At 62.7% G+C, this 25,331-nt stretch carries 25 protein-coding genes and 1 pseudogene; 18 read left to right on the top strand and 8 right to left on the bottom strand.

Annotated features, from left to right (window positions below):
* Nucleotides 1-171: 171 nt before the first annotated feature.
* The 9 genes from BM026_RS20430 (at nt 172) to BM026_RS20390 (ending at nt 10,672) form a co-directional block, all read left to right on the top strand.
* Nucleotides 172-1,101 carry a fatty acid desaturase gene (locus BM026_RS20430; RefSeq protein WP_093513931.1) on the top strand — a complete coding sequence of 310 codons (930 nt, stop codon included), beginning with the start codon at nt 172-174 and terminating at the stop codon, nt 1,099-1,101.
* 9 nt (nt 1,102-1,110) lie between these two features.
* On the top strand, nt 1,111-1,902 hold the full coding sequence (locus tag BM026_RS20425) for a phosphate/phosphite/phosphonate ABC transporter substrate-binding protein (RefSeq protein WP_093513932.1): 792 nt from the start codon (nt 1,111-1,113) through the stop codon (nt 1,900-1,902).
* A 108-nt stretch (nt 1,903-2,010) separates the two neighbouring features.
* Nucleotides 2,011-2,520, top strand: coding sequence for a sigma-70 family RNA polymerase sigma factor (locus BM026_RS20420; protein WP_093529874.1), 510 nt, complete (start codon nt 2,011-2,013; stop codon nt 2,518-2,520).
* Nucleotides 2,517-3,461: a FecR domain-containing protein gene (locus BM026_RS20415; protein ID WP_093529872.1), complete on the top strand. Its 945-nt coding sequence runs from the start codon at nt 2,517-2,519 to the stop codon at nt 3,459-3,461. The genes BM026_RS20420 and BM026_RS20415 overlap by 4 nt, the downstream gene beginning before the upstream one ends.
* A gap of 115 nt (nt 3,462-3,576) precedes the next feature.
* Nucleotides 3,577-6,213 carry a TonB-dependent receptor plug domain-containing protein gene (locus BM026_RS20410; protein WP_093529870.1) on the top strand — a complete coding sequence of 879 codons (2,637 nt, stop codon included), beginning with the start codon at nt 3,577-3,579 and terminating at the stop codon, nt 6,211-6,213.
* Nucleotides 6,214-6,244: 31 nt separating this feature from the next.
* Nucleotides 6,245-7,258 (top strand): ABC transporter substrate-binding protein, encoded by a 1,014-nt coding sequence (locus tag BM026_RS20405; protein ID WP_093529868.1) that lies wholly within the window; start codon nt 6,245-6,247, stop codon nt 7,256-7,258.
* On the top strand, nt 7,258-8,184 hold the full coding sequence (locus BM026_RS20400) for an aliphatic sulfonate ABC transporter substrate-binding protein (RefSeq protein WP_092247027.1): 927 nt from the start codon (nt 7,258-7,260) through the stop codon (nt 8,182-8,184). The genes BM026_RS20405 and BM026_RS20400 overlap by 1 nt, the downstream gene beginning before the upstream one ends.
* Before the next feature lie 56 nt (nt 8,185-8,240).
* Complete coding sequence (locus tag BM026_RS20395) at nt 8,241-9,245, top strand: ornithine cyclodeaminase family protein (protein ID WP_093513935.1); 1,005 nt, start codon at nt 8,241-8,243, stop codon at nt 9,243-9,245.
* A complete protein-coding gene (locus BM026_RS20390; RefSeq protein ID WP_093529866.1) occupies nt 9,242-10,672 on the top strand; it encodes an aromatic amino acid lyase in 1,431 nt (476 codons plus the stop codon). The genes BM026_RS20395 and BM026_RS20390 overlap by 4 nt, the downstream gene beginning before the upstream one ends.
* On the opposite strand, the gene gstA is transcribed toward BM026_RS20390, so the two are convergent.
* Nucleotides 10,612-11,214: a glutathione transferase GstA gene (gstA, locus tag BM026_RS20385; protein ID WP_093125380.1), complete on the bottom strand. Its 603-nt coding sequence runs from the start codon at nt 11,212-11,214 to the stop codon at nt 10,612-10,614. The genes BM026_RS20390 and gstA overlap by 61 nt on opposite strands.
* A 96-nt stretch (nt 11,215-11,310) precedes the next feature.
* Here gstA and BM026_RS20380 point away from each other — a divergent pair, with 96 nt between their 5' ends.
* The 3 genes and pseudogenes from BM026_RS20380 to BM026_RS29645 all read left to right on the top strand — a co-directional run bounded on the left by BM026_RS20380 (nt 11,311) and on the right by BM026_RS29645 (nt 13,650).
* Complete coding sequence (locus BM026_RS20380) at nt 11,311-12,180, top strand: LysR family transcriptional regulator (protein WP_093529864.1); 870 nt, start codon at nt 11,311-11,313, stop codon at nt 12,178-12,180.
* Nucleotides 12,181-12,330: 150 nt separating this feature from the next.
* Nucleotides 12,331-13,107, top strand: a pseudogene (locus tag BM026_RS29650) (PAS domain-containing protein); the annotation flags it as partial.
* Nucleotides 13,081-13,650, top strand: coding sequence for a methyl-accepting chemotaxis protein (locus BM026_RS29645; protein WP_371322067.1), 570 nt, complete (start codon nt 13,081-13,083; stop codon nt 13,648-13,650). The pseudogene BM026_RS29650 and the gene BM026_RS29645, both read left to right, overlap by 27 nt.
* A gap of 39 nt (nt 13,651-13,689) precedes the next feature.
* On the opposite strand, the gene BM026_RS20370 is transcribed toward BM026_RS29645, so the two are convergent.
* The 4 genes from BM026_RS20370 to BM026_RS20355 all read right to left on the bottom strand — a co-directional run bounded on the left by BM026_RS20370 (nt 13,690) and on the right by BM026_RS20355 (nt 17,555).
* Nucleotides 13,690-14,187: a hypothetical protein gene (locus BM026_RS20370; protein ID WP_071489477.1), complete on the bottom strand. Its 498-nt coding sequence runs from the start codon at nt 14,185-14,187 to the stop codon at nt 13,690-13,692.
* A 133-nt stretch (nt 14,188-14,320) separates the two neighbouring features.
* Nucleotides 14,321-15,730 (bottom strand): MFS transporter, encoded by a 1,410-nt coding sequence (locus BM026_RS20365; protein WP_093529862.1) that lies wholly within the window; start codon nt 15,728-15,730, stop codon nt 14,321-14,323.
* A gap of 77 nt (nt 15,731-15,807) precedes the next feature.
* Nucleotides 15,808-16,440 carry a glutathione S-transferase family protein gene (locus BM026_RS20360; RefSeq protein ID WP_093125393.1) on the bottom strand — a complete coding sequence of 211 codons (633 nt, stop codon included), beginning with the start codon at nt 16,438-16,440 and terminating at the stop codon, nt 15,808-15,810.
* 83 nt (nt 16,441-16,523) lie between these two features.
* Nucleotides 16,524-17,555 carry an HTH-type transcriptional regulator GntR gene (locus tag BM026_RS20355; RefSeq protein ID WP_175507960.1) on the bottom strand — a complete coding sequence of 344 codons (1,032 nt, stop codon included), beginning with the start codon at nt 17,553-17,555 and terminating at the stop codon, nt 16,524-16,526.
* 211 nt (nt 17,556-17,766) lie between these two features.
* Between BM026_RS20355 and BM026_RS20350 the strand changes: the two genes are divergently transcribed.
* Both BM026_RS20350 and BM026_RS20345 read left to right on the top strand, forming a co-directional pair.
* Nucleotides 17,767-18,300: a gluconokinase gene (locus tag BM026_RS20350; protein WP_071489482.1), complete on the top strand. Its 534-nt coding sequence runs from the start codon at nt 17,767-17,769 to the stop codon at nt 18,298-18,300.
* A gap of 84 nt (nt 18,301-18,384) precedes the next feature.
* Nucleotides 18,385-19,737, top strand: coding sequence for a GntP family permease (locus tag BM026_RS20345; RefSeq protein WP_058423189.1), 1,353 nt, complete (start codon nt 18,385-18,387; stop codon nt 19,735-19,737).
* 76 nt (nt 19,738-19,813) lie between these two features.
* Here BM026_RS20345 and alaC read toward each other — a convergent pair whose 3' ends face one another.
* Nucleotides 19,814-21,025, bottom strand: a complete 1,212-nt coding sequence (gene alaC, locus BM026_RS20340; protein ID WP_093529860.1) for an alanine transaminase — start codon at nt 21,023-21,025, stop codon at nt 19,814-19,816.
* A 196-nt stretch (nt 21,026-21,221) separates the two neighbouring features.
* Here alaC and BM026_RS20335 point away from each other — a divergent pair, with 196 nt between their 5' ends.
* Nucleotides 21,222-21,704 (top strand): GyrI-like domain-containing protein, encoded by a 483-nt coding sequence (locus BM026_RS20335; RefSeq protein ID WP_093529858.1) that lies wholly within the window; start codon nt 21,222-21,224, stop codon nt 21,702-21,704.
* A 60-nt stretch (nt 21,705-21,764) separates the two neighbouring features.
* Here BM026_RS20335 and BM026_RS20330 read toward each other — a convergent pair whose 3' ends face one another.
* Nucleotides 21,765-22,265 carry a GNAT family N-acetyltransferase gene (locus BM026_RS20330; RefSeq protein WP_071489485.1) on the bottom strand — a complete coding sequence of 167 codons (501 nt, stop codon included), beginning with the start codon at nt 22,263-22,265 and terminating at the stop codon, nt 21,765-21,767.
* A 149-nt stretch (nt 22,266-22,414) separates the two neighbouring features.
* On the opposite strand from BM026_RS20330, the gene BM026_RS20325 reads away from it, so the two are divergent.
* Genes BM026_RS20325 through BM026_RS20315 form a run of 3 tightly spaced genes read left to right on the top strand, consistent with a single transcriptional unit; the run spans nt 22,415 to nt 24,432 of the window.
* The gene (locus tag BM026_RS20325) at nt 22,415-22,834 is read left to right on the top strand and encodes a YybH family protein (RefSeq protein ID WP_093513940.1); all 420 of its coding nucleotides are present in this window, start codon (nt 22,415-22,417) and stop codon (nt 22,832-22,834) included.
* Between the two features lie 42 nt (nt 22,835-22,876).
* Nucleotides 22,877-23,221, top strand: coding sequence for a YciI family protein (locus BM026_RS20320; protein WP_016978318.1), 345 nt, complete (start codon nt 22,877-22,879; stop codon nt 23,219-23,221).
* Nucleotides 23,218-24,432, top strand: a complete 1,215-nt coding sequence (locus tag BM026_RS20315) for an RNA polymerase sigma factor (RefSeq protein ID WP_093529856.1) — start codon at nt 23,218-23,220, stop codon at nt 24,430-24,432. The genes BM026_RS20320 and BM026_RS20315 overlap by 4 nt, the downstream gene beginning before the upstream one ends.
* Before the next feature lie 6 nt (nt 24,433-24,438).
* On the opposite strand, the gene BM026_RS20310 is transcribed toward BM026_RS20315, so the two are convergent.
* A complete protein-coding gene (locus BM026_RS20310) occupies nt 24,439-25,293 on the bottom strand; it encodes a LysR family transcriptional regulator (protein WP_092247065.1) in 855 nt (284 codons plus the stop codon).
* Between the last annotated feature and the right edge of the window lie 38 nt (nt 25,294-25,331).

Raw genomic sequence — 25,331 nt, 5'->3', positions numbered from 1 at the left:
GCCGCGAAGAAAAAACCGGCGAAGACCGCGGATGAAAAACGCGCCGACAAGAAAGCCAAGAAAACCGAGACAGGCCTGTTCGGTCACTGAGTTACAAGCTTATAGCCAAACGATCTGCAAGATTTTCCCGCGCCATTGCACAGAGCAGGAAACACCTGCTCTGAGCTGCCGATGGCCCACTACCTTGATCCTGCCCAACGCCGGGAAATCGAAACCCTGGCCCAATGCTTTACCGCCAGAACCGAATGGCCGACCTGGCTACTGTTGATCGGCGTATACGCCGGCTGGTTTGCCGTGATCCTTGGCAGTCACTGGCTGGGCCCGTGGTTGAGCACACTGCTGTTGATCCCGCTCGTGACGCTGTGGTTGTCGGTCCAACACGAACTGCTCCACGGCCATCCCACCCGTTCGCTGCTGCTCAATAAACTTCTCGGCTATGCACCCTTTGCCGTGTGGTACCCCTACACGTTGTACCGCGACAGCCACCTGCTGCACCACAACGACGAAGACCTGACCCTGCCGGGCATCGACCCGGAAAGCCGCTACCTCACCCAGCAGCAATGGGACCATAGCTCGCTGTTCGAACGCGGCGTGCACGGGGTGACCAAGACCGTGCTCGGCCGCTTCCTGCTTTCTGCCCCTTTGGCAATTGGCCGCCTGATCCGCCACGAATGCCAGCGCCTGCCCCAGGTATGGCCGATGTGGCTGGCCCACGGTGCCGTCACCATGCTGATGTTGATATTCATCGCCCACTGCAGCGCGCTGTCGGTGGGGCATTACCTGCTGCTGGTCAGCGTGCCGGCCTTGTCCCTGGCCTCGATCCGTTCCTACTATGAACACCGCCCGCACCCCCGGCCCGAGCAACGCAGCGTGCTCAACGAAGCGTCCTGGCCGTGGACCTGGCTGTTCCTCAATAACAACCTGCACCTGGTGCACCACGATTTGCCGAAACTGCCCTGGTACTTGCTGCCCACGGTCTACCGTGCCCGGCGTGAACAATGGATCGCGCGCAGCGGCGGCTTCCTGGTGCAAGGCTACGGCCAGTTGATCGGCCGCCACGGGCTCAAGGCCATCGACAGCCCCCGGCACCCCTTTGCGTGAGAGACGAGCATGAGTGAGCACTACGCCGAACTGCTGATGTATGTCGCGCCCGAGCCGATCCGGCAGGCCAACCAACAGTGGCTGGAGCGCATCCTTGAACACCTCGGACTGCGCCGTCTCAATGCCGATCATCTGGACTTGCCCGGCCTGTGGCTCGCCCCCGAATTGCTGGTGACCCAAACCTGCGGTTATCCACTGATGACCCAATTGCGCGGCCAGGTCCGCGTGATCGGTCGACCGCGCTATGAGCTGCCCCACAGCAGCCGGGGCGAACATTGCAGCCTGTTGCTGACCCGCGACGACAACCCGCGCCACCCTCTGGCGGACTTCTACAACAGCCGTGGCGTGATCAACGGCCACGACTCCAACAGCGGCATGAACCTGTTGCGCGAACGCCTGGCGCCGTTGCAGCGCGACGGGCGTTTCTTCGCCAGTGTCGGCATCAGCGGCGCCCATCGCGAAAGCCTGCGCTGGCTGCGCGAAGACCGTGCCGACCTCGCCGCTATCGACAGCGTGACCTACGACTACCTCGCCCGCTTCGCGCCGCAAGAGGTGGCGGGGCTGCGCATCGTCACCCACAGCGCGCCGAGCCCGACCTTGCCCTACATCGGCCCGCCGGGCTTGAGCGATGAACAGGTGGTCCAGGTCCGCCAGGCGATGAACCAGGCGTTGCAGGACTTACCCGAGGTGGCCGAAACACTGGGCTTGCATGAAGTATTCCCCGCCAGCGAAGACGACTACGCAGTGCTCTTGACCTACCAGGATCAGGCCGTCAGCGTCGGCTATCCTGTACTTCAATAGAGTTATATAAAAATACCTTTTAAATATTATTAAAGAATAAGCAGCCTTGCTAGGATCGCTCCACCGGAACACCGGACATAACGTGCAACCCTCTCAAATGGAGCCACTATGTCCGGCGCCGACACTTCTCACAGCGATTACGTGGGCGGATTGTTCCGCAGTCATTACGGCTGGCTGTGCAGCCGTTTGCACCGCCACCTTGATTCCCGCGCCCACGCCGAAGACATTGCCGCCGACACCTTCGTCCAGCTCCTGAGTGCGCCGGGTGTGGTGCCGATCCGCCAGCCCCGCGCCTTGCTCACTACGATCGCCCAGCGCCTGATGTACCAGCTGTGGCGTCGCCGTGACCTGGAACGTGCCTACCTTGATGCCCTCGACAACGATACGACGTCTACCGCGCCATCCCCGGAAGAGCTGGCACAAATGCTCGAAGCCCTGCACGCCATCGACCAGCTGCTCGACGGCTTGCCGGCCAAGGTCAAGGCGACTTTTTTGCTTTCGCAACTCAATGGCCTGACCTACCCGGAAATCGCCGCCGAGCTGGGGATTTCCCAGCGCTCGGTCAGCGACTACATGACCCGCGCCTTCAACCGTTGCCTGCGGCTGTGCCTGGAATGAACGACGACCTGATCAACGACGCCACGCGCTGGTACGTGCTGCTGCGTTCCGGCCAGGCCACGGCGGGCGACTGGCAGCGCTACCAACTCTGGCGTGCCGCCGACCCACGCCATGACGCGTTGTGCCGGCAGTTGGAAACGCGCCTCGGCGTGTTCCAGATTCCCCAGGCACAAGGGGTCAGCGGCCAGCTGTTGCAGCAGGCATTGGACGCACCGTCCAGCCGTCGCCAGGTGTTACAGGTCGCGCTGGTCGGTGCTGGTGTGGCTGCCGGCGCGACTTGGTTGGCCAAGCCGCTGGGTGTGCCGTTGGCGGACCTCACGGCGGATATCCGCACCGGCACCGGCGAGCGCCGCACCGTCACGTTGGACGACGGCAGCGAGCTGTCGCTCAACGCGCAAAGCGCGGCGGATATTCAGTTCGACCCACAACGGCGCCTGGTGCGCCTGCGCGAAGGCGAGTTGCTGGCCAAGGTGGCTGGCGATCGCATTCGGCCTTTTATGATCCAGACCGACCAGGCGCGTTTGCGTGCCTATGGCAACCGCCTCCTGGTGCGCGAGCGGGCAGGGCACGGCCAGGTCGTCGCGCTGAACGGCGCGGTGGAAATCGACAGCCAGAACGGCGAGCGCCTGCAACTTGCCGCCGGCCATGAGGTGCGCTATGACCGTGCCGGTTTCGGCCCGGTGCAGGCCAGCTCCTCCGGAGCCACGGCCTGGGTCGACGGCTTCCTGCAAGTGCGCGACCGCCCGCTGTCTGAAGTCATCGAGGCGCTGCGGCCTTACCACAATGGCGTGTTGCGCCTGGACCCCTCCGTGGCGGGCCTGCGTGTCAGCGGCCTGTACCGCTTGGACAACCCCCAGCAAATCCTCGATACCCTGGCGCGAACCTTGCCGATCCACATCACTCGCCGCACCGGTCTGTGGGTGAACGTCAATGCCGCGTGACCTTGGTTCTATCGACATAACCAAACGATCTGCAAGTTTTCCCCCGGCCGTGCCACATCACTCCCGTAAGCGCTGCGGGGAGCAGCGTTCTCGAGTTTCCTTGGGGGGAGCCAAAGTGAGTCAGTTCAACCGTGTGCCGCGTCGAACCTTTGCCCTGGTGCCGTTGGCCAGTCTGTTTTTCTCGTTCGCCGCCAGTGCCGAAGAGGCGCGCCAGGTCTACCACATTGCCCCTGGCCCGTTGGATGAAGTACTGCTCGATATCAGCCGGCAAAGCGGCCAAGTGATCTCGTTCACGCCACAGTTGGCGAACTATTCTTCGTCCAGCGTAGACGGTTCGCTGTCGGCGCAACAGGCCGTCGACGCCGCACTGAAGGGCACCGGCCTGCACGTCCAGGTCAGCCCGGACGGCGCGTTCATCATCAAGGAAAGCGCGAGCAACAACGCCACCCGCGACGTCAAAGCGCAAACCAGTGCCGCGCAAGCACCGACCCTGGACCGCGTGGTCGCCATCGGCACCCGGCGCAGTGACGCCACGGCCCTCACCAGCGCCGCGCCGGTGGATGTGATCAACGCCGAAGAACTCAAGCAGACCGGCGCCACCAGCCTCAACCAGGCTTTGTTCCAACTGCTGCCGTCGTTCAACTTTCCGCAGAACCAGAGCGCCACCCGTGGCCAGAACCCCAAGGGCGCTTCCCTGCGCGGGCTGGCCCCGGACCAGACGCTGGTGCTGATCAACGGCAAGCGCCGCCATGCTTCGGCGGTGGTGAACATCTCCGGTGGCGTACCGTTCATTGGCGCGCAGCCGGTGGACCTGGACATGATCCCCATCAGCAGCATCGACCACGTCGAAGTGCTGCGCGATGGCGCCTCGGCGCAATACGGTTCGGATGCGGTGGCGGGCGTGGTCAACATCGTGCTCAAGGAGCGTGACAGCGGCGGCCAGGTCAACACCCAGCTGGGCAAATACGCCCAGGGCGACGGCTTCAGCAAGACCACCGATGGCTGGTACGGCCTGGGCTTGCCGGGGGATGGTTTCCTCACGCTGAGCTTCAACACCCTCAACAACAAACCCACCGACATTGGCGACAAATATGTCGCCGACGGCCAACTGCAAGACCCCCGCTGGGGCGGTGCCGGGCGCGATAAATTCAACCTGGCGGCGAATGCCGAAATCGGCTTGAACGACCAGTGGCGGCTCTACAGTTTCGCCACCTTCGGCCAGGACAAGTCGGTGAACAACACGCCGCCGCTGCTGGCCAACAACCCGAACAACGTGCCGGGCATCTACCCCAACGGCACCATTCCCAAGTACCGCTACCGCTATGAAGACGGTGCGCTGACCGTCGGCACCCGCTACGAAGACGAGACCCTCGGCCGCTTCGACCTCAGTGCCACCTATGGGCGCGACCAGCACGATGAACTGGCCTTCAACACGGTCAACCCCAGCTACGGCTTGAACAGCCCGACCAAGTTCGACGTGGCCACCCTGGTCAACGAGCAGACCAACCTCGGCCTGGATTACGCCAAGGATCTGGACGTCAACTGGTCGAGCCATCCGCTGACCGTCTCGGCGGGCATTGCCTACCGCCATGAGCAATATCGGCTGGAAGAGGGCGACTACGAGTCTTACTCCTTTGGCGGCATCAACGGCGTGCAGGTCGGTGCGGTGCAAGCCTCCGGGCTCACGCCGGATGACGCCGGCACCTACAAGCGTGAAGTCGGCGGTGTGTACTTCGGCCTCGAACATCAGCTCACCGATAAATTCCAGATCGGCCTGGCCGGGCGTACCGAGCACTACTCGGACTTCGGTTCGGCCACCACCGGCAAGCTCTCGGCGCGTTATGACTTCACCCCGCAGGTGGGCCTGCGCGCCACGGTGAACAACTCCTTCCGCGCACCGACCCTGGGCCAGATCGGCACGTCGTGGACCACCACCACCAACGTCGACATCAACGGCAACCCGGTGTTGACGCGCATGCTGCCCGCCGACAACCCGGCCGCCCGTGCCCTGGGCGCCGAGCCGCTCAAGCCCGAGAAGTCCACCAACTACTCCCTGGGCCTGGTGCTGCGGCCGGTCGAAAACGCGTCCCTGACCATTGACGCTTACCAGATTTCGATCCGTGACCGCCTGCTCTACAGCGGCGGCATTTCCGGGCCGCGCGCCGAACAGATCCTGCAGCAGGCCGGGTTTGGCCAGTACACCTGGGCGCAGTTCATGACCAATGCGGCCAATACGCGCACGCGGGGTGTCGACATCGTCGGCAAGTACAACCTGGACCTGGCGCAGTACGGCGCATTGAGCCTGTCGGCCGGTTACACCAAGGCGCGCACCACGATTGAGAAGGTCCACGAGAACCCCAACGGGTTCGACATCCTCACCCGCGAAGCCCGTGGTTTCCTCGAGCACGGTTACCCCGAAGACAAGCTGGTGCTCGGCGCCACCCACCGCATCGGCGCCTGGACCATCGCCCTCAGCGAAACCCGCTACGGCGAGTACCGCAAATACGCCGCCAGCGCAGCCAATGCCCAGTACGACCAGACCTTCGCCGCGCAATGGAACACCGACCTGGACGTGAACTACGCGTTCACCCAGCAACTGAGCCTGTCGATCGGCGCCAACAACCTGTTCGACAGCAAACCCGACGACTTCAACACCCGCCTGCGCCAGACCCCGGGCCAGCAGTACAGCTACCTGTCGCCGTCGGCGCCGGAAGGGGCGTTCTACTACACGCGGCTCAGTTATGACTTTTAACGAACATCACCGCACAACTATGAGGTTGCCGATGAAGCATCTGAAGAAACTCCTGGGCGGCGGCCTGCTGGCCCTGAGCCTGCTGTCCCCAACCGTCCACGCCACCGAAGCCGTCAAACCCATCCACTTCGGTGACATCACCTGGGAAAGCGGCAGCCTGATCACCGAGGTGCTGCGCCTGATCGTCGAGAAGGGCTACGGCTTGCCCACCGACACCCTGCCCGGCAGCACCGTGAGCCTGGAAGCCGCCCTGGCCAAGGACGATATCCAGGTGATCGGCGAAGAGTGGGCCGGGCGCAGTCCGGCGTGGGTCAAGGCGGAAAACGAGGGCAAGGTGTTCGGCCTGGGCGACACGGTCAAAGGCGCTACCGAAGGCTGGTGGGTGCCGGAGTTCGTGATCAAGGGCGATGCGGCGCGCGGTATCAAGCCCCTGGCGCCGGACCTGAAGTCGGTGGCCGACCTGCCGCGCTACAAGGATGTGTTCCGCGACCCCGAAGATCCGAGCCGTGGGCGCTTCCTCAACAGCCCCACCGGCTGGACCTCGGAGATCGTCAACAGCCAGAAACTCAAGGCCTACAAACTCACTGACAGCTTCGTCAACTTCCGCACCGGCTCCGGCGCGGCGCTGGATGCCGAAGTGGCCTCGTCGATCCGCCGTGGCAAGCCGGTGTTGTTCTACTACTGGTCGCCAACGCCGCTGCTGGGCCGGTTCAAGCTGGTCAAGCTGGAAGAGCCGCCGTTCAACGCTGATGCCTGGAAGACCCTGTCCGACGCGAAAAACCCCAACCCCATCGGCACCCGCTCGATGCCGGCACGCCTGGCGATTGGTGTGTCGGCGCCGTTCAAGGCGCAGTACCCGCAACTGGTGAGTGTGTTTGAAAAGGTCGACCTGCCGATTGATCTGCTCAACGGCATTCTCGGCGACATGAGCGAGAAACGCACGCCGCCCCTCCAGGTGGCTGAGGCGTTCCTCAAGGACCATCCAGACGTCTGGCAACAATGGGTGCCGGCGGATGTCGCGGCCAAGGTCAAGGGAGCGCTCTGATGCTTAAAGTCTTCGCTGCAGCTGTACTTTCGTTGATCGCCGGTCACGTGCTGGCGGCCGAGCCCTCCACCTTGCGCATCGGTTACCAGAAAAGCTCGGTGAGCATGGTGTTGGCCCGTGAGCACAAACTCTTCGAAGCGGCGCTGCCCGGCACGCAGGTGCAGTGGATCGAATTCCTCGGTGGCCCGCCGCTGATCGAAGCGCTGAATGGCGGCAGCCTGGACATCGGCAATATCGGCGACATCCCGCCGATCTTTGCCCAGGCCGCCGGCATCGACTTGCAATACTTCGCCGTCGAGCCCAACGAGGGCAAGACCGAAGCGGTGCTGGTGCCCAAGGCCAGTCCGGTGCAGAGCGTGGCTGAACTGAAGGGCAAGCGCGTGGCGCTGCTCAAGGGCTCCAGCGCGCACAACCTGTTCCTCAAAAGCCTGCTGCGCGCCGGCCTGCAATGGAAGGACGTGAACGTGGTGTACCTGTCGCCGTCCGATGGTCGTGCTGCGTTCGAGCAAGGCAAAGTCGATGCCTGGGTGGTGTGGGACCCGTACTACTCCGCCGCCGTGGTCGACGGCTCCGCCCGTGTGCTGGGTGACGGACAGGGCCTCAACCCGGCCGGCAGTTTCTTTGTGGTCAGCAGCCCGTTTGCCAAGCAGTACCCGCAGTCCATCGGCACGATCATCCAGACCCTGGGCAAGGCGCAGCGCCTGTCCCTCGACAAGCCCGAAGAAAGCATCGCACTGATGGCCAAGACCCTGGGCCTGCAACCGGCGGTGGTGAAAAGCTACTTCGAACACCGCTCGCCCGCGCCGATCCGGCCGCTGCAAGCCTCGGACGTCGCGACCCAGCAACGCACAGCGGACCTGTTTTTCGCCAACGGCCTGATCCCGAAAAAGGTCGACGTGCAGCAAGCCGTCTTCAAGGCGCCATGAATGTGTGGTGAGCGGGCTTGCCACAACCACAAAAGCCCTTAATCAGTGAGCAGACCATGCAACCGATCTACATCGATTTTCTCAACGGCCTCGACATCGACGAACTGGGTCTCTCCAACGATGAAATCCTTAGCGCCATCGAAGCCAGCCTGGCGATCCAGGGCCGTGGCGAGGCGGTGATCGAGCCGCGTACCCACCTGATTCCCGGTGGCGAGATCAACGGCCACTTCAACGTGCTGCGCGGTGTGCTTGGCGGCGCTATCGGTTATGCCGGGGTCAAGGTGGTTGGGGATTTTGTCGACAACTATCGCAAGGGCCTGCCCTCGGAACTGGCGATTCTCAACCTGCTGGACCCGGCCACCGGGATTCCCAGGGCCATCCTGGATGCCTCGGCGATCACCGATATGCGCACCGGCGCGGTCACGGCCATCGGCGCCAAATACCTGGCCCGGCCCGACAGTAAAGTGCTGGCGCATATCGGCGCGCGCGGCACGGCCTACTGGAACGTGCGCCTGCTGGATCACCTGTTCGACTTCGACGAAATCCGCGTGCACTCGCGCCGCAGTGAAAGCCGCGAGGCCTTTGCCGAACGCCTGCGCCGGGACCTGGGCAAGCCGGTGATCGTCACCGGCGATTGGGAATCCGCCGTGCGTGGTGCCGACATCGTCGTCGAGGCCTCGCGCCTGGACCAGCCCGAACCGCTGCTGCGCACCGAGTGGATCAAACCCGGCGCCTTCGTGGTGCCCTACGGCACCATGAGCGCGGTGGAACTGTCGCTCACCGACATCATGAGCAAGTTGGTGGTGGATGATTGGGGCCAGTGCAAGGGCGGTCTGTTCGGTTCGTTGCGTGCCCATGTCGATGCAGGAAAACTCAGCGCCGAGACCCTGCATGCCGAGTTGGGCCAGATCGTGGCCGGCTTGAAGAATGGCCGGGAAACCCCCGAGGAAACCATCCTGTTCTGGCATCGCGGGCTGAGCCTCAGTGATATCGCATTGGGCCATGCGCTGCTGGAGAAATCCAGGCGCCTGGGCATCGGCCAGCGGTTGCGCTGGGCATGATTCACTTCGATCCCCAAGGCTTGGTGCTGGCGGATTTGCTGGCGATTGCGCGGCAGGATATACCGGCGGATTTCAGTCAATCGGCACGTCAACGTATCGACGAAGGCCATCGGCTGCTGGTGAAACTGGTGGCTGACGGCACGCCGATCTATGGCGTCAACACCGGCCTTGGCGCGGCGGTGGATACGCCGGTGGCGCCGGTGCAGGCGAGCATTCCGTTGGGGCGTGCGGTGGGGGTGGGGCGCCTTGCCAATCGCCAGGAGTTGCGCGCCATCACCGCGGCGCGCCTGGCCGGGTTGGCCCAGGGTCGCTCGGGGATTTCACCGGCAGCGGCGCAGGCATTGCTGGACCTGCTCAACTCGGGCGTCGAGCCCGAGGTGCCGTTGCTGGGTTCCCTGGGCGAAAGCGACCTGGCGCCATTGTCGCACCTGAGCCTGGCGCTGGCGGTGCCTTTGACCGGTAAGGATGGCTTGGCGCTGGTGTCGGCGAATGCCGCCAGCGTTGGGCTCGGTGCGTTGCTGGTGGCTGAGGCGCAGCAGGCGTTGGAGGCTGTGCTCGCGGCGCTGGCGTTGTCGTGTGAAGGCTACCGCGCCAATCTCAGTGCGTTCCAGCCATGGGCCTCACGCCTGCGCCCGGCCCCGGGGCAAACCGAGCAATCGGCGGCGCTGTTGCGCTTGCTGGCGGGGGGCGAGTTGGCGGACAACCCACGTCGCCTGCAAGACCCACTGAGCTTTCGCTGCGCCACGGTGGTCCAGGGCGCGGCGCAGCAGGCGTTGCACCAGTTGCATGAGCTGATCGAACTGGAACTGCGCAGCGGCGCGGACAATCCGGGGTTGATCAGCGAGGAAGCGCTGGTGTTGGCCACGGCGAATTTCGACAGCACGCATCTGGCACTCGCCGCAGAAGGGCTGGGCCTGGCGCTGAATCGAGTGGCGGCGTGCAGTGCAGAACGCATCGCCAAGTTGCTCTCGCCTGGCTCCAGTGACTTGCCGCGCTTCCTGATCACTCAACCAGGTCATGTCGGCATGGCCGCGTTGCAGCGCACCAGTTCGGCGCTGGTCGCGGAAATCGGACACTTGGCCAATCCGCTGCCGGCGGTGAGCGTGCCGGTGGCGGATCGTGTCGAAGACTATGCGGGGCAGGCCTTGGCGGTGGTCGACAAGACCCGGCGGTTGGTCGAGCGGGTCGTGTGGCTGGCCAGCATCGAGCTGATCGTCGCGGCGCAGGCGGTGGACCTGCGGGGTGCGTTGCGATTGGGGCAGGGCTCCGGGCAGATCCATGCCGAGGTGCGCAGCCAGGTGGCGCACCTGGATCAGGATCGCTCGGGCTCGGTGGATGTGTTGGCGCTGAGCCGCTTCATCTCAACTCATGGGTTTTCAGCGGCCAATGCGGCAACCACCGCAGGTCGCTCACCCACGCGTTGCTGAAACGCCGCCAGCGCCGGCCACCGGCCCAGGTCAATTGCGTGAAACGCGGCCCAGCGCAGCACCACGAACAGGTAGGCATCCGCCACCGAGTAGTGCGACCCCAGCAGGTAATCCTGGCGCTCCAGCGTTTGCACCAGCACCGCGAAACGCTTGAAGAGTGTGGCCTCGAACAGCGCGCGCACGTCGCCCTGGATCGCGTCGTTGAAGAACACCGCCAGGCCGCCATGAATCTCGGTGGCGATAAAATTCAGCCATTCCTGCAAACGCACCCGCTCCCAGCTGCCATTGGCAGGGGCCAGGCCGGCGGCGGGTTTCAGGTCGGCGAGGTATTGCAGGATCGCGCTGGCTTCGGTCAGTACCTGGCCGTTGTCCAGTTTCAGGGCGGCGACGTAGCCCTTGGGGTTGATCTGCAGGAAGTCCTCGCCCTCGGCGGTGGTCTTGGCCTGGTTATCGACCAGCACCAGGTCGAACGGCAGCGCCAATTCGCGCAACACGATATGCGGGGCGAGGGAACAGGCGTGAGGGAAGAAATACAGTTTCATCTGGGGCAGCTCCGTTGAATTTGCGCCAGTCTCGCGGGCGTGGCACCGTGCGTAAAATTAAACCTTCAGACCCCTGCCATAAGGACAGCTACTGCCATGATGAACCTGATGCACTGGCGCCTGCTGGTGGCCGTGGCCGATCACGGCAGCATCACCGCCGCCGCCGAGCGGGTAGGCATGACCCAGTCCGCTGCCAGCCAGGCCATGGCCGGCATGGAGGCGACGCTGGGCGCGCAACTGTTCACCCGTGAACCGCGCAAGACCTTGCCTACGGCGTTGGGCTTGAGTGTGATCGAACAGGCGCGGGTGATGCTCGGTGCCTTGCAGGCGATCCGCAGCACCGTGGACGAAGCCAGGCCCATGCTGCGTGGGACGATTCGCATCGCCAGTTTCCCGAGGGTGCTGGCGACGTTTCTGACACCCGCGTTGCAGCGTTTTGCGCAGCTCTATCCCGGCATCGAGGTCACCACCCTGGATGTCACCGACAACGAAGTACTCACCCTGCTCGACACCGGCCTCATCGACCTGGGCGTGGTGCTCAACCCCGCGCCCGAGCGCAATGCCACCGTGTTGGGCCGTGACTTATGGATGGCCGTGCTGCCAGCGAACCATGCCCTGGCGCAACGCCCGGCTGATGCGTGTGTGTCGCTTGAGGAGTTACTGGAGCAGCCTTTCGTACTGGCCACCGGTGGCTGTACCGCCAATGCCCGCAGCCTGGGGGCCGCAGCGGGGCTGACCCTGCGGGATATCCGCGTGGAAGTGCGCGAATGGAACAGTGCCTTCAGCCTGGTGCGCGAGGGGGTTGGCGTTACGCTGGTGCCGGAAATGGCCCTGCCCATCCAGCGTAAGGGGTTGCGGGTGATGGCACTGAAGGTGCCGCTGCACCGTGAATTTGCCTTGGTCGGTACGCCAAATCGTCCACCTTCAGCCGCCGCCCGTGCATTGTTAGAAATGCTGGCTGAATAGTAGCTTGCAGAGTGCCAAGCCCTGTCTATGCTCATCCAGAACCGTTGATGACGCTTGGCATATAAAGCGATTTGGATGGTTTGCGACTGTATTCGATCCGTGAATGGAATGCGCCCCGCCAGGCGCTGGTAATTGAAGGGTGATCCGAACATGTTCAACCTCCACCACAAATCCGACCTGCAGCAAATCGAACGTTTCTCCTGCGCCCTGTCCGAATCCAACGCCAAGCTCGCCGCCATCAGCCGTTCCATGGCCATGATCGAATTCGACCCTGGCGGCGTGATCCTCGACGCCAATGACAACTTCTGCAAAACCATGGGCTACAGCGTTGAAGACATCCGTGGCAAACATCACCGCATCTTTTGCGACGAGGCTTACACCCACACCGACGCCTACGCCAAGCTATGGCACGACCTGGCGCGGGGCGAGGCGCTCAGCGGCACCTTCATGCGCTTGAACAAGCACGGCCAGGAAGTGTGGCTCGAAGCCAGCTACATGCCGGTGCTGGACAAGGACAATCACGTGCAGAGCGTGATCAAGGTCGCTTCGGATATTTCCGCGCGGGTTCACCATGAACATGAAAACCAGAGCCTGATCGATGCCATTAGCCGTTCCATGGCGGTAATCGAGTTCACTCCCCAGGGCCAGATCCTCAACGCCAACGAAAACTTCCTGAAAACCGTGCAGTACTCCCTGGATGAAATCGTCGGCCAGCACCACAGCCTGTTCTGCCATCGCCGTGACGTCGAGTCGCCAGCCTACAAGGCGTTCTGGGCGTCCCTGAACCGCGGCGAGTACCACTCGCACCGTTTCGAGCGCAAAGACAAATACGGCAAGACATTGTTCCTGGAGGCGTCCTACAACCCGATCTTCGACGCCAGCGGGCGCCTGTACAAAGTGGTGAAGTTCGCCAGCGACATTACCGACCAGGTCACCACCCTGCGCAACGCCGCCGACTCGGCTCACGCGACGTCAGTGCAAAACGATGTCTGCGCGCGCAAGGGCTCGGAGGTGGTGCAGCAGACCGTGCAGATCATTGAAGAAATTTCCAACGACCTGAACCAGGCGGCGCAGAGCATTGATGCGGTGAACAAGCAATCGGACATCATCGGCAGCATCGTGCAGACCATCCGCAGTATTGCCGAACAGACCAATATGCTCGCGCTCAATGCGGCGATTGAAGCGGCGCGGGCGGGCGAGCATGGGCGCGGCTTTGCGGTGGTGGCCGATGAAGTGCGCAGCCTCGCGGCACGTACCAGCCAGGCGACGGTGGAGATTGTCGATGTGGTGCGCAAGAACCACGACCTGTCGCTGAGCGCGGTGTCGAGCATGCAGTCGAGCTTGAGCCGCACGGGGCTGGGGGTGGAACTGGCGAATGAGGCGGGGCAGGTGATCCTGGAAATCCAGGAAGGGTCACGGCATGTGGTGGATGCGATCGGGCAGTTCAACTCGACATTGCAACTGCAATAGCCTGCAGGAGCGCGTTCGCTCCCGCAGGGGCGGATGGCGTCAGATCGCAGCCAGGGTTTCTTTGACTGTCTGCGCCTGCGGCTCAGCGGTTTTCGCCGCTACTTGCTGTTCTTGCTGCTGCTTCAGGCGTTCAGCCACCTGCTTGGAAATTGCGTCCTGCTTTTCCTGGGACATGTTCTGCACATCCGCCTCGGTCAAACCCTGCTCCTTGAGCAATTGCTCGCGGATACGCTCGGCCGGGGATTTGCTCATGTAGTCCGTGAATTCGGCACGTGCGCCGGAGGTGGCGCTGGTAGCCGGCACATCCGAGGTCGCCGCGCTGGTCTGCAACTGCACACGGGTCTTGGCGAAGGCTTCGTCGATGCGGTCGGCGGCCTTGTCCAGTTCCTTCTGCGCGGCCGGCACGGTCACGCTTTGCTGCGCGGCCTGCAGGGCACCGCTGTACAGCGCGCTGGCGGCGGCGTTGGCGGGGTCCATGTCGGGCCGTTTGATCTGTTGAACGGTCGACACGGCTTGGGTGTTGTTGTTAACCAGCATGATCGGTCACCTGTGGAAATGTGCGGTGCCACAGGTGGAGCAAATAGCGTGCCGGGCGTGAAGTGCCCGGTTTTATTAGGGATGGCGTGGCCTGCGCGGCAAGGGTTGTCCTGCCGGCGGCCAGCCGTTGCCGTCAATGGGCGATGTGTTCCAGCGCCAGGTTCCGCGTACGCGGCCCGAACCAACTGATGGTGATCATCACGATCAGCATGCTGCTGGCAATGAACGCCAACACTCCAGGCGTGCCGAGATGCTCGAGGATAAAACCAATCAACAAGCTGCTGAACACCGTGGACAAACGGCTGAACGAGTAACAGAAACCCACCGCCCGTGCGCGAATGTTGGTGGGGAACAGTTCGCTCTGATAGGAGTGGTAGCTGAAGCTCAGCCAGGCGTTGCAGAAGGTGATCATCACCCCGCAGATCACCAGACCCACCGCCGTGGTTTGCAGGGCGAACAGGCTGCCGAAGATCATCGCGCCCAGCGCCGATCCGACGATTTGCCATTTGTTTTCAAAGCGATTGGCGACCTTCACGAACAGCAGCGGCCCCAACGGGTAGGCGAGGCTGATGATGAAGGCGTAGAGCAAACTGTGGGTCACGCTGACGCCCTGGCCGGACAGCAACGCCGGCAACCAATTGCCGAAGCCGAAGAAGCCGATGGCCTGGAACACATGAAACACGATCAGCATCAACGCGCGGCGGCGGTACGGCGGTTGCCAGATATCGGCAAAGCGGCCACTGCCTTGCACGCTGACGGCTTGCGGCTCGGGTTCGTCCAGCGGTTTGCCGTGGTCTTTCTGGCAGCGTGCTTCCAGGTTGTCCATGATCGTCCCCGCTTCTGCGAAGCGGCCCTTTTGCGCAAGCCAGCGCGGTGACTCTGGCAGGCGCTTGCGCAGTTGCCAGATAAACAGCGCAAACACCGCACTGCTCAGCACCACCCAGCGCCAGCCCGACACGCCGAATGGCGCTTGCGGCACCAACCACCACGACATCAATGCCACCGCCGGCACCGACAGAAACTGGATAAAAAACGCAAAGGCAAACGCCGAGCTGCGCATGCGCTTGGGCACCAGTTCCGAGAGGTAGGCGTCGATGGTCACCAGTTCGATACCCAGGCCGATGCCCACCAGGAAACGCATGCCGATGATGCCCAGCGCTGACGTTTGAAGCCCCATCAACACGGTAGCGACGGTGTACCAGATCAACGCAAAGGTGAAGATCGCCCGGCGTCCGAAGCGGTCGGCGATGGGGCTTAGCAGGCTGGCGCCGAGGAACAGACCGAGAAAGGTCGCCGAGGCGAAGGCGGCCTGATCCGAGAAGCCGAACACACCCTCGCTGCCGGTGTGGAAAATCCCGTCGCTGATCAGGCCGGGGCTGATGTAGGCGGTCTGGAACAGGTCATACAGCTCGAAAAAACCACCGATCGACAGCAGCGCGACCAGGCGCCAGACGGTGGCGACGGCGGGCAGGCGGTCAATGCGTGCGCTGATGTGGGCGGCGCGGATCGGGTCGATGCCGTCGGTGCTAGAGAGTACGGGCATGGGAAAACTCAATAAGTGATCGGAATCTCGACTGTTTGAAACGCGCCATCCTGGGGATGCTTTCTCTCGCAGCGTGCTCAGTTATGGCCGTCGAGGGCAAAGGTTTTGAAGCCGGAGCTCTGGCTGAGGCGCTGGTAATACGCTTGCACCGCAGGGTAGTCGGGATGCGCCAGTGGGGCGTTGCGCCAGCGGTGCACCGAGAGGCCGATGAGGATGTCGGCCAGGGTGAACTCATCGCCCGCGACGTAGGCGCCGGTCTTGAGCAACTGCTGTTCGAGCAGGCCCATCTTGTCATTCCACGCTTGCACGCCAGCCTGGATGCGCTGCGGGTCCTGGTAGTCCGGGTTCTGGCGCACCAGCGCATGGAACGCATAACCCCACGACGGGTTGAGTTCGGTGGCTTGCCAGTCCATCCATTGTTCCACGCGTGCCCGTGGCGCGGGTTCGGCGGGGAGCAGGTCGTGGCGTTGGTAGAGGCCGACGAGGTAGCGGCAGATGGTGTTGGACTCCCACAGCACGCCGTGGTCGTCGATCAGCACCGGTACCTGGGCGTTGGGGTTCAGGGCGAGGAACTCAGCGGATTGAGTGGGCTTGAAGCCGATGCCCCAGTCTTCGCGCTGGTAGTCGATGCCCAGTTCCTGGCAGGTCCAGAGTACTTTGCGCACGTTGATGGAAGAGGTGCGGCCCAAGATTTTCAGTGAGTGTCCCATGGTGCTTCCCTGGCATTTGGAGAAGGCTCAATCTAGCAGGGGTGATAGCAATGTGGGAGGGGGGTTGCCCCCTACCACATGGGTCAAGTGCTTTCCCGTATCTGCAATTCAAAGCCCATATCCACCACCGGCTTGGCGATTTTGCTGCCCGCCATGATCGTCAGCAGATGCTCCGCCGCCCGCCGACCAATCGCTTCCCTTGGTGTACTGATACTGCTCAGGCGCGGCACCATGAACGACGACGCCGGTAAATCGTTGAAGCCCAGCACAGCCACGCGCTCCGGCACCTTGATGCCATGGCGCATGGCCTCCAGCAGGGCGCCCTGGGCCAGGTCGTCGTTGCCGAAAAAGATCGCATCCACGTCCGGATGGGTTGCCAGCAACTGCAGGAACAATTCACCTCCCAGGCCGACTGAGGAAGGGCGCGGCGTCAGCAGTTCCAGCGCCGGGTCGTACTGGCCGGCCTGTTGCAGCGCCCGGCGGAAACCTTCACCGCGCAACAGCGTGCGTTGGTCCAGTTGCGCGCCGATATACGCCAGGCGCTTGCGCCCACGGGACAGCAAGTGCGCCGCCGCCGTCTCACCCGCCGCCAGTTGCGAGAAGCCCACGCAGTTCACCCCGGCGTTGGGGTCCAGGTCCATCATGTACACGCAAGGCACATTGCTGGCCTCGACCATTCGTCGGGCGCTTTCGGTGCGATCAAAGCCGGTCAGCAACAAACCCCGTGGCTGATAGGCCATGTAGTTGCGCAACAGGTTTTCTTCTTCGTCGCGGGAATAGTGGGAATTGCCGATCAGCACTTCGAAGCCCTTGGGCCGCAGAACCTGGTGGATGGCTTCGAGGGTTTCGATAAACAGCAGGTTGGACAACGACGGCACCAACACCACCACCGAATGGCTCTGGGCCGAGGCCAGGGCGCGGGCGGCGGGGTTGACCACATAGTTCAGTTCGGCGGCGGCCTGCTGTACTTTCTCCACCAGTTCGGTGGCGACGGTACTGATGCCGCGCAGGGCGCGGGAGGCGGTAATCGGGCTGACGCCGGCCAGGCGGGCGACTTCGTTAAGGGTCGGGCGACCCGTGGTGCGCATTTTTTTATCGTTCTTGGAGGTCATCAGGCGGCTTGCCAAACAAAAATCGAGGCACTAAGGTAGCGCTGTCTCCAAGTAGCTGCAAATGCTTGAACGCTGGGTTGCCTGATCCGGTTCAAATGATTGGAGAGGATGCACGCGTCACTCCATAAAAATGACAAGACGGCGCGGGAAAGCCTGTTTTTGCACTAGCCTTACAGCGTGCAAAGGTAGCGCTATCTGCGTCCTGAGGTGTTTCATGAGTCAACCTGTTACCGCCCTGGTCATCATGGGTGTCGCCGGCTGTGGCAAGACCAGTGTCAGCGAGGCCCTGTGCCGCCTGAACGGCGCCACCGCGATCGAAGGCGACAGCTTTCACCCCGCCGCCAACATCGAAAAGATGAGCGCCGGCCACCCCCTCAACGACGACGACCGCGCCGGCTGGCTCGACATCCTGTGCGATGAACTGCGCCGTTCGCTCAAGGCGGGCGAGCATCCCGTGCTCACCTGTTCCGCCCTCAAGAAGAAATACCGCGACCACCTGCGCGAAGCCGCCCCGGGCCTGGGTTTTGTGTTCCTGGAACTGACCCGTGAAGTGGCCGCCGACCGTGTGTCCCATCGCCCCGGGCATTTCATGCCGGCCAGCCTCATAGACAGCCAGTTCGCTACCCTTGAATCGCCCAAGGGCGAGCCGCTGACCCTGGCCCTCAATGCCAGCGAAGACAGCGTCGAGCAGTTGGCCGAGCAGACCAATGCCTGGTGGCTGCAACACGGCTTTGAACCAACCCATTGATTTTTTGCCGGAAAAGATAGCGCTGTCCCCGGCAGGAAATTCAACACCCGCTTTAATAACAACAACAAACAGGAGAGACCCCCCATGTTTGGCATGTCCCACGAGTCCTACCTGCTGCTAGACGCAGTGGTTACCATCATCGGGTTGATCGTTCTGATCACCAAGTTCAAGGTGCACCCGTTCATTGCACTGATCATCGCGGCCGGCTTCCTCGGCCTGACCTCGGGCATGCCCGTGGACAAGATCATCAAGGCGTTCCAGGACGGCTTCGGCGGAGTGCTCGGCTTTGTCGGCATCATCCTCGCGCTCGGTACGATGCTCGGCAAGATGATGGCCGAATCCGGCGGTGCCGATCAGATCGCCCAGACCCTGATCCGCGCCTTCGGCAAAGAGAAGGTCCAGTGGGCCATGATGTTCGCCGCGTTCCTGGTGGGCATCCCGCTGTTCTTCGAGATCGGCTTCGTGCTGCTGATCCCGCTGGTGTTCATCGTCGCGCGCCGTACCGGTGTGTCGCTGATCAAGATCGGCATTCCGTTGCTGGCCGGCCTGTCGGCGGTACACGGCCTGGTGCCTCCGCACCCGGGCCCGCTGCTGGCCATCGGCGTGTTTGGCGCGGACATCGGCAAGACCATTCTCTACGGCCTGATCGTCGCACTGCCGACAGCGATCATCGCCGGCCCGATCTTCGGTACGTTCATCGCCAAGTACATCCCGGGCAACCCGTCCCAGGAACTGGTCGATCAACTGGCCCGCGAGCCTGAGAACAAAGACCTGCCGAGCTTCGGCATTACCCTGGTCACCGTGCTGCTGCCGGTGTTCCTGATGCTGCTGAAAACCTTCGCCGACATCGCGTTTGCCGAAGGCAACGTGGTACGCAACTGGATGGACATGATCGGTCACCCGATCACCGCCTTGCTGCTGGCGTTGCTGCTGTCGCTGTACACCTTTGGCCATCGCCAGGGCATCCACTCCAAGCAGATCCTCAAGCTGCTCGACGCCAGCCTCGCGCCGACCGCCGCGATCATCCTGATCATCGGTGCCGGTGGTGGCTTCAAGCAGATGCTGGTGACCAGCGGCGTGGGCGATGTGATCGGCCACATGGCGGTGAACGCGCAGATCAACCCGATCCTGCTGGCGTGGCTGGTGGCGGCGGTGATCCGTGTGGCGACCGGTTCGGCTACCGTCGCGACCATTACCGGCGCGGGCATCGTGGTGCCGGTGGTGGGGATGATTCCGGGGGTTAACCGTGAGCTGCTGGTGCTGGCGACGGGGGCGGGCTCGTTGATCCTGTCTCACGTCAACGATGCGGGGTTCTGGCTGGTGAAGCAGTACTTCAACATGACCGTGGCCGAGACGTTCAAGACGTGGACGGCGATGGAGACCATTCTGTCGGTGGTCGCGCTGATCTTCATCATGCTGCTGTCGTTGGTGGTCTAAGCCAGACCGTGGAACAAATGTGGGAGGGGGCAAGCCCCTCCCACAGTTTTGACTGCAGTTCTACAGGTGGATCCGGTCAGGCTTTGGTGACCAGGCCATCCGCCCGGAACATCCCGCGAATCCCGCGCACTGCCTGGCGGATCCGGTCCTGGTTCTCGATCAGCGCAAAGCGCACGTGATCATCGCCATACTCGCCAAATCCAATCCCGGGCGACACACATACCTTCGCCTCCAACAGCAATTTCTTGGCAAATTCCAGCGAGCCCAGGGCGGCATACTGCTCGGGAATCCTGGCCCAGACGTACATCGACGCCTTGGGGTTCTCCACCATCCAGCCCAGCTCATGCAGGCCCTTGACCAGCACATTGCGGCGCTGGCGGTACTGCTCGGCGATGTCCTTCACGCACTGTTGGTCGCCTTCCAATGCAGCAATCGCGGCGACTTGCAGCGGGGTAAAGGTGCCGTAGTCGTGGTAGCTCTTGATCCGCGCCAGGGCGTTGACCAGCTCCGGGTTACCCACCATGAATCCGATGCGCCAGCCGGCCATGTTGTAGCTCTTGGACAGGGTGAAAAACTCCACCGCGATGTCCTTGGCGCCAGGCACTTGCATGATCGACGGGGCTTTCCAGCCGTCGTAGACGATGTCGGCGTAGGCCAGGTCATGCACCACCAGCACGTCGTACTGCTTGGCCAGGGCGATCACGCGTTCGAAGAAATCCAGCTCCACGCACTGCGCGGTAGGGTTGGACGGGAAACCGAGGATCATCATTTTCGGCTTGGGGATCGAGCCGCGAATCGCCCGTTCCAGCTCAGCGAAGAAGTCCACGCCAGGCACCAGCGGCACTGAACGCACCTGGGCACCGGCAATCACCGCACCGTAGATGTGGATCGGATAGCTCGGGTTGGGCACCAGCACCGTGTCGCCCTGGTCCAGAGTGGCGAGCATCAAGTGCGCCAGGCCTTCCTTGGAACCGATGGTGACGATGGCTTCCGACTCGGGGTCGATGTCCACTTCATAGCGGTCCTTGTACCAGCGCGAAATCGCCCGGCGCAGACGCGGAATGCCTTTGGAGGTGGAGTAGCCGTGGGTGTCTTCACGCTGGGCGACGGTGACCATTTTCTCCACGATGTGGGCAGGCGTGGCGCCGTCAGGGTTACCCATGCTCAAGTCGATGATGTCTTCGCCGCGCCGACGCGCAGCCATCTTCAGCTCGGCAGTGATATTGAAAACATACGGGGGGAGTCGATCTATGCGCGCAAAGCGGCGCGGCGAACCTTGGTCGGCCATTGTTGCCTCGAGAGTACGTAAGCGCCCGGAACCGTCCGAGCGACGTCGGCCACTGCGGTGGCCTGCGGGGCAGACAATACGGTCGATGATGGCCAGTTGTCCAGATGCGTAGGAAAATTTTCTGCATGGAGTAGCGCGTGGATATGCCCCTATACTCGATACGGGTTTGTTCCCTCATAAGAAGGAGACTGTTCGTATGGATCAGCAGACAAAACAACCGTTGGAGCCACGCATGGAAGCAGGCAAGGCCCTGGTGATTGCCGGTGTACAAGGGCGTTATTCGAAGGCCACCGTGGGCGATATCCCCAAGCTGTGGGAGTTGTTCGACACCTGCATCAAGGACATCAAGAAGCGCGTCGGCGGTGTGACCTATGGCGTTTGCCATAACCCCAACCATGGCGAATTCGACTACATGGCGGGTGTCGAAGTCCCCAACAAGGGCGACGTGCCGAGCAACTTTGAATACATCGAAATTCCGCCGCTCAACTATGCCGTGTTCCCGCATTACGGGCCGGTGCAGGCGCTGGAACAGACGTACGAACGCATCAAGTTCGAGTGGCTGCCGCACTCGGGCTACAAGGTGATGGGTGCGGATTTCGAACGCTACAGCGAGGATTTTGATGCGCGTAAGGGCACCGGGACGGTGGAGATCTGGTTGCCGGTGGGCGAAAGAGGCTGAAGCACTCGCCGATGTCACGTAAACAGGACATTAACGTCTGAAAGTCATGTTTACGTGACATCAAAGGGCTGGGTTAAACACCCTCTTCAATCTGCGCTCATACCCGATCCGCCCTTTATACGCCTCCCCGCTATCGACCCAACCAGCCGACAGATACAACCCCATCGCCGCCACATTGTCCGCGTCCACCGACAACTCCAGGCCCCTGATCTGCGGCCACGCAGCCAATGCCGCCGCCGGCAGCGCCTGCAAGCACGCCTTGCCGAACCCGCGCCCTTGTTGATGCCGATCGACCTGCAACGCATGCAGGGTCGCGCTGTGCTCATCGGCCCAATGGGGCAGGCACGGTGGGCGTTTGAGCAGCAGGAAGGCCACCGGGATTTCATCGGCGAGCAGGGCGAAGCCTTTGATGGCACCGGTGCTGGGATTGACCAGCAGGCTGTTCAGCGCACAGTAGATATCGCCGGAGTACGGCAGTTGCTCGGGATGCACTTGCAGGGTGTCGAGTTGCTGTTTCTGCACAAGGCTCAGCGTCTCATAGGCGACGAGGCGGGTTTCCATCGGTGGCGCATCCGAAATCCTACAAAGAGGCGTGGATTCTAGCGGGTTTGCCGAAGGCGAAATTATTTTTAAGCGGGGTGTCGATTTGTCGGCGGGCCATTCGACCAAGGGTGTCTTCCGTGATGTTTTCCAACCCGAGGAGTATCGCCATGAGCACTGCCATCAACACCCTGATCGAACAATGGAAGCAAGCTGTCACCGCCAAGGATGTCGACAAGATTGTCAGCTTTTATGCCGAGGATATCGTCGCGTTCGACGCCGTTGGCGCCCTGCAATTCAAAGGCAAGGCCGCCTACCAGGCGCACTGGAAGGCCTGCATGGAGTTCTGCCCCGGCCCCGGCATTTTCGACTTTCATGAGCTGCATATCGTAGCCGGAGAAGACAGCGCCTTTGCCCACTGGCTCGCCCACTGTGGTGGCGCCGGGCCGGATGGCGTGCTCAAGACGTGCTGGATGCGGGTCAGCGCCGGTTACCAGCGCATCAACGGGCAGTGGAAGGTGGTGCATGAGCACTGGTCCGCGCCTTTTGACATGGAAACCGGCGCCGGTCTGTTCGACCTGAAACCTTGACCTGCGCGATCTATAGTCAGCAATCCGAAAACGGAGAACGCCATGAAATACCTGTGCCTGATCTACAGCAACGAACAGGTGCTGCACACCTCGCCGGACAGCCCCGCCGACCCGGAGTGCTTCGCCTACGCGCAGTCCGTGCAGGCCAGCGGTCGCATGCTGGCCGCCGAGCCGTTGGAGTCGGTGAGCACCGCCACCACCGTGCGCATGCGCAATGGCAAGCTGTCGATCACCGACGGGCCGTTTGCCGAAACCAAGGAACAGCTCGCCGGCTTCTACCTGATCGAGGCCCGTGACTTGAACGAAGCGATCCAGGTGGCTGGCGGTATTCCGGCCGCCCGGGTCGGCAGTGTAGAAGTGCGTCCCGTGCGTGAATTGAATCTGTGACTGCAACAACCTCGGTCGATGCCCTTTACCGCAGCGAATCACGTCGGGTTCTCGCAACGCTGATTCGCTTGCTGGGCGACTTCGACCTGGCCGAAGAAGCCCTGCACGACGCGTTTTTCGTCGCCGTGCAGCGCTGGCCCCTGGACGGTGTGCCAGCCAACCCAAGGGCATGGCTGGTGTCGACCGGGCGCTTCAAGGCTATCGACCGTCTGCGCCGCCAGGCGCGGTTTACCCCGTTGTTGCAGGAGCAGGCCGACACGCTGGAAGCGGCTGACTGGAGCGATGAAGACGTGGAAGACGACCGCCTGCGCCTTATTTTCACCTGCTGCCACCCAGCACTGGCGGCAGATGCCCAGGCGGCGCTGACCCTGCGTGAGATCTGCGACCTCACCACCGAGGAAATTGCCCGGGCGTTCCTGGCCACGCCGGCCACCATCGCCCAGCGCATCGTGCGCGCCAAGGGCAAGATCCGCGAGGCGAAAATCCCTTATCAAGTGCCGTCCAGGGACGCGCTGCCGGAGCGTTTGGATGCGGTGCTGCGGGTGATTTACCTGGTGTTCAACGAGGGGTATTCGGCGTCCATCGGTGCCGACCTGACCCGCGAGGAGTTGACCCGCGAAGCGATTCGCCTGGGGCGCCTGCTGCTGGAGTTGCTGCCCGAACCGGAAGTCATGGGCCTGCTGGCCTTGATGCTGCTGCACGAGTCCCGCCGCCCGGCGCGCACCTCGGCCGAGGGTGAGTTGGTGCTGCTGGCTGAGCAGGATCGCTCGCTGTGGGACGCCTCGTTGATTGCCGAAGGTTGTGCCCTGGTCGAGCGCGCGCTGGGCACACGGCGCTTTGGTCCGTATTGCCTGCAGGCCGCCATCGCCGCGGTGCATGCCGAAGCGGCGCGTGCCGATGAGACGGACTGGCCGCAGATCGTCGGGCTCTACGATGTATTGCTCAGGGCCGTGCCGTCACCGGTGATCGAACTGAACCGCGCGGTAGCCCTGGCCATGCGCGATGGGCCGTTGGCGGGGTTGCAGCAGGTGGAGGGCATTCTGGCACGCGGCGAGTTGCTGGATTACCACTTGGTGCATTCGGCGCGGGGGGAGTTCTGCCGGCAACTGGGGCGCGTCGAAGAGGCGCGCGCCGCCTACGCAAAAGCCCAGTCGCTGACCCAGCAGGGCCCGGAACGACGTTTCCTCGAACAACGTTTGCAAAACCTGTAGGCGGTGTCATTCGAGCATTTGACTGAGCATCCAACTGCCCGCCGGCCCAGGTGGGTGTTGTCGCGACCACAACGCATCCACCGCCACCGAGCGTGGCCAACCCCGAACGTTGAGTTCAATCAGTTCGGCATTACCAAAGCGCTCCACCAACCAGCGTGGTAACTCCGCCCAGCCGAAACCGAGTTGAGCCATCTCCATCAGCATCAGAAAACTCGGCGCCGACCACACCCGGCCCATGGGGCGTGTCTCGTTGGGGCTGATGATGCTTGCCAGGCGCAGTTCCCGGTGTTGTTGCAGGGCCTGCGAGTCGATGTTTTCTACGCGCGCCAATGGGTGAGTGGGGGCGACGAACAGTGCGATTTCCGTGCGTTCGGCCACGGGCGAGTGGGTCAGGTCGGGCGGGTAGATGTGCTGGGCTTCGATCAAGGCAATCTGTGCACGGCCGCTCTGCACCAGGGCGATCAGGTCTTCACACTCGGCGATCAGCCATTCCAGTTCAAGGTCCGGGTAGCGATGTTCAAAGGCCTTGAGGGCGATCTCGAAGCGTTCCGACTGATACGTATCGGACATGGCGATCGTGACCTTCGGCTCCAACCCCTGGGACAACTGGCTCGCCGCCAGTTCCAGGCGACTGCTGGCCTCCAGCACCTGTTCGGCGCGTTGCAGCAGCACATGGCCGGCCGGGGTCAGCGTCGGCTTGCGGCTGCTGCGGTCGAACAGCACCACATCCAGGTCAATCTCCAGGCTCGCCACGGCCGCACTGACGGTGGACTGGCTCTTGCCCAGCTTGCGTGCCGCCGCCGAAAACGAGCCTTGGGTAGCGGCCTGGACAAACGCTTGCAGCACTTCGTGGGAGGCCATGACTATCGCCTTGATCGATGGTTATTAGTTATGAAGTA

The organism is Pseudomonas sp. NFPP24 (assembly GCF_900112095.1).
Classification (GTDB): Bacteria; Pseudomonadota; Gammaproteobacteria; order Pseudomonadales; family Pseudomonadaceae; genus Aquipseudomonas; species Aquipseudomonas extremorientalis.
Note: the sequence above shows the minus strand (reverse complement) of the source record. Positions and strands in the feature narration are given on the sequence as shown.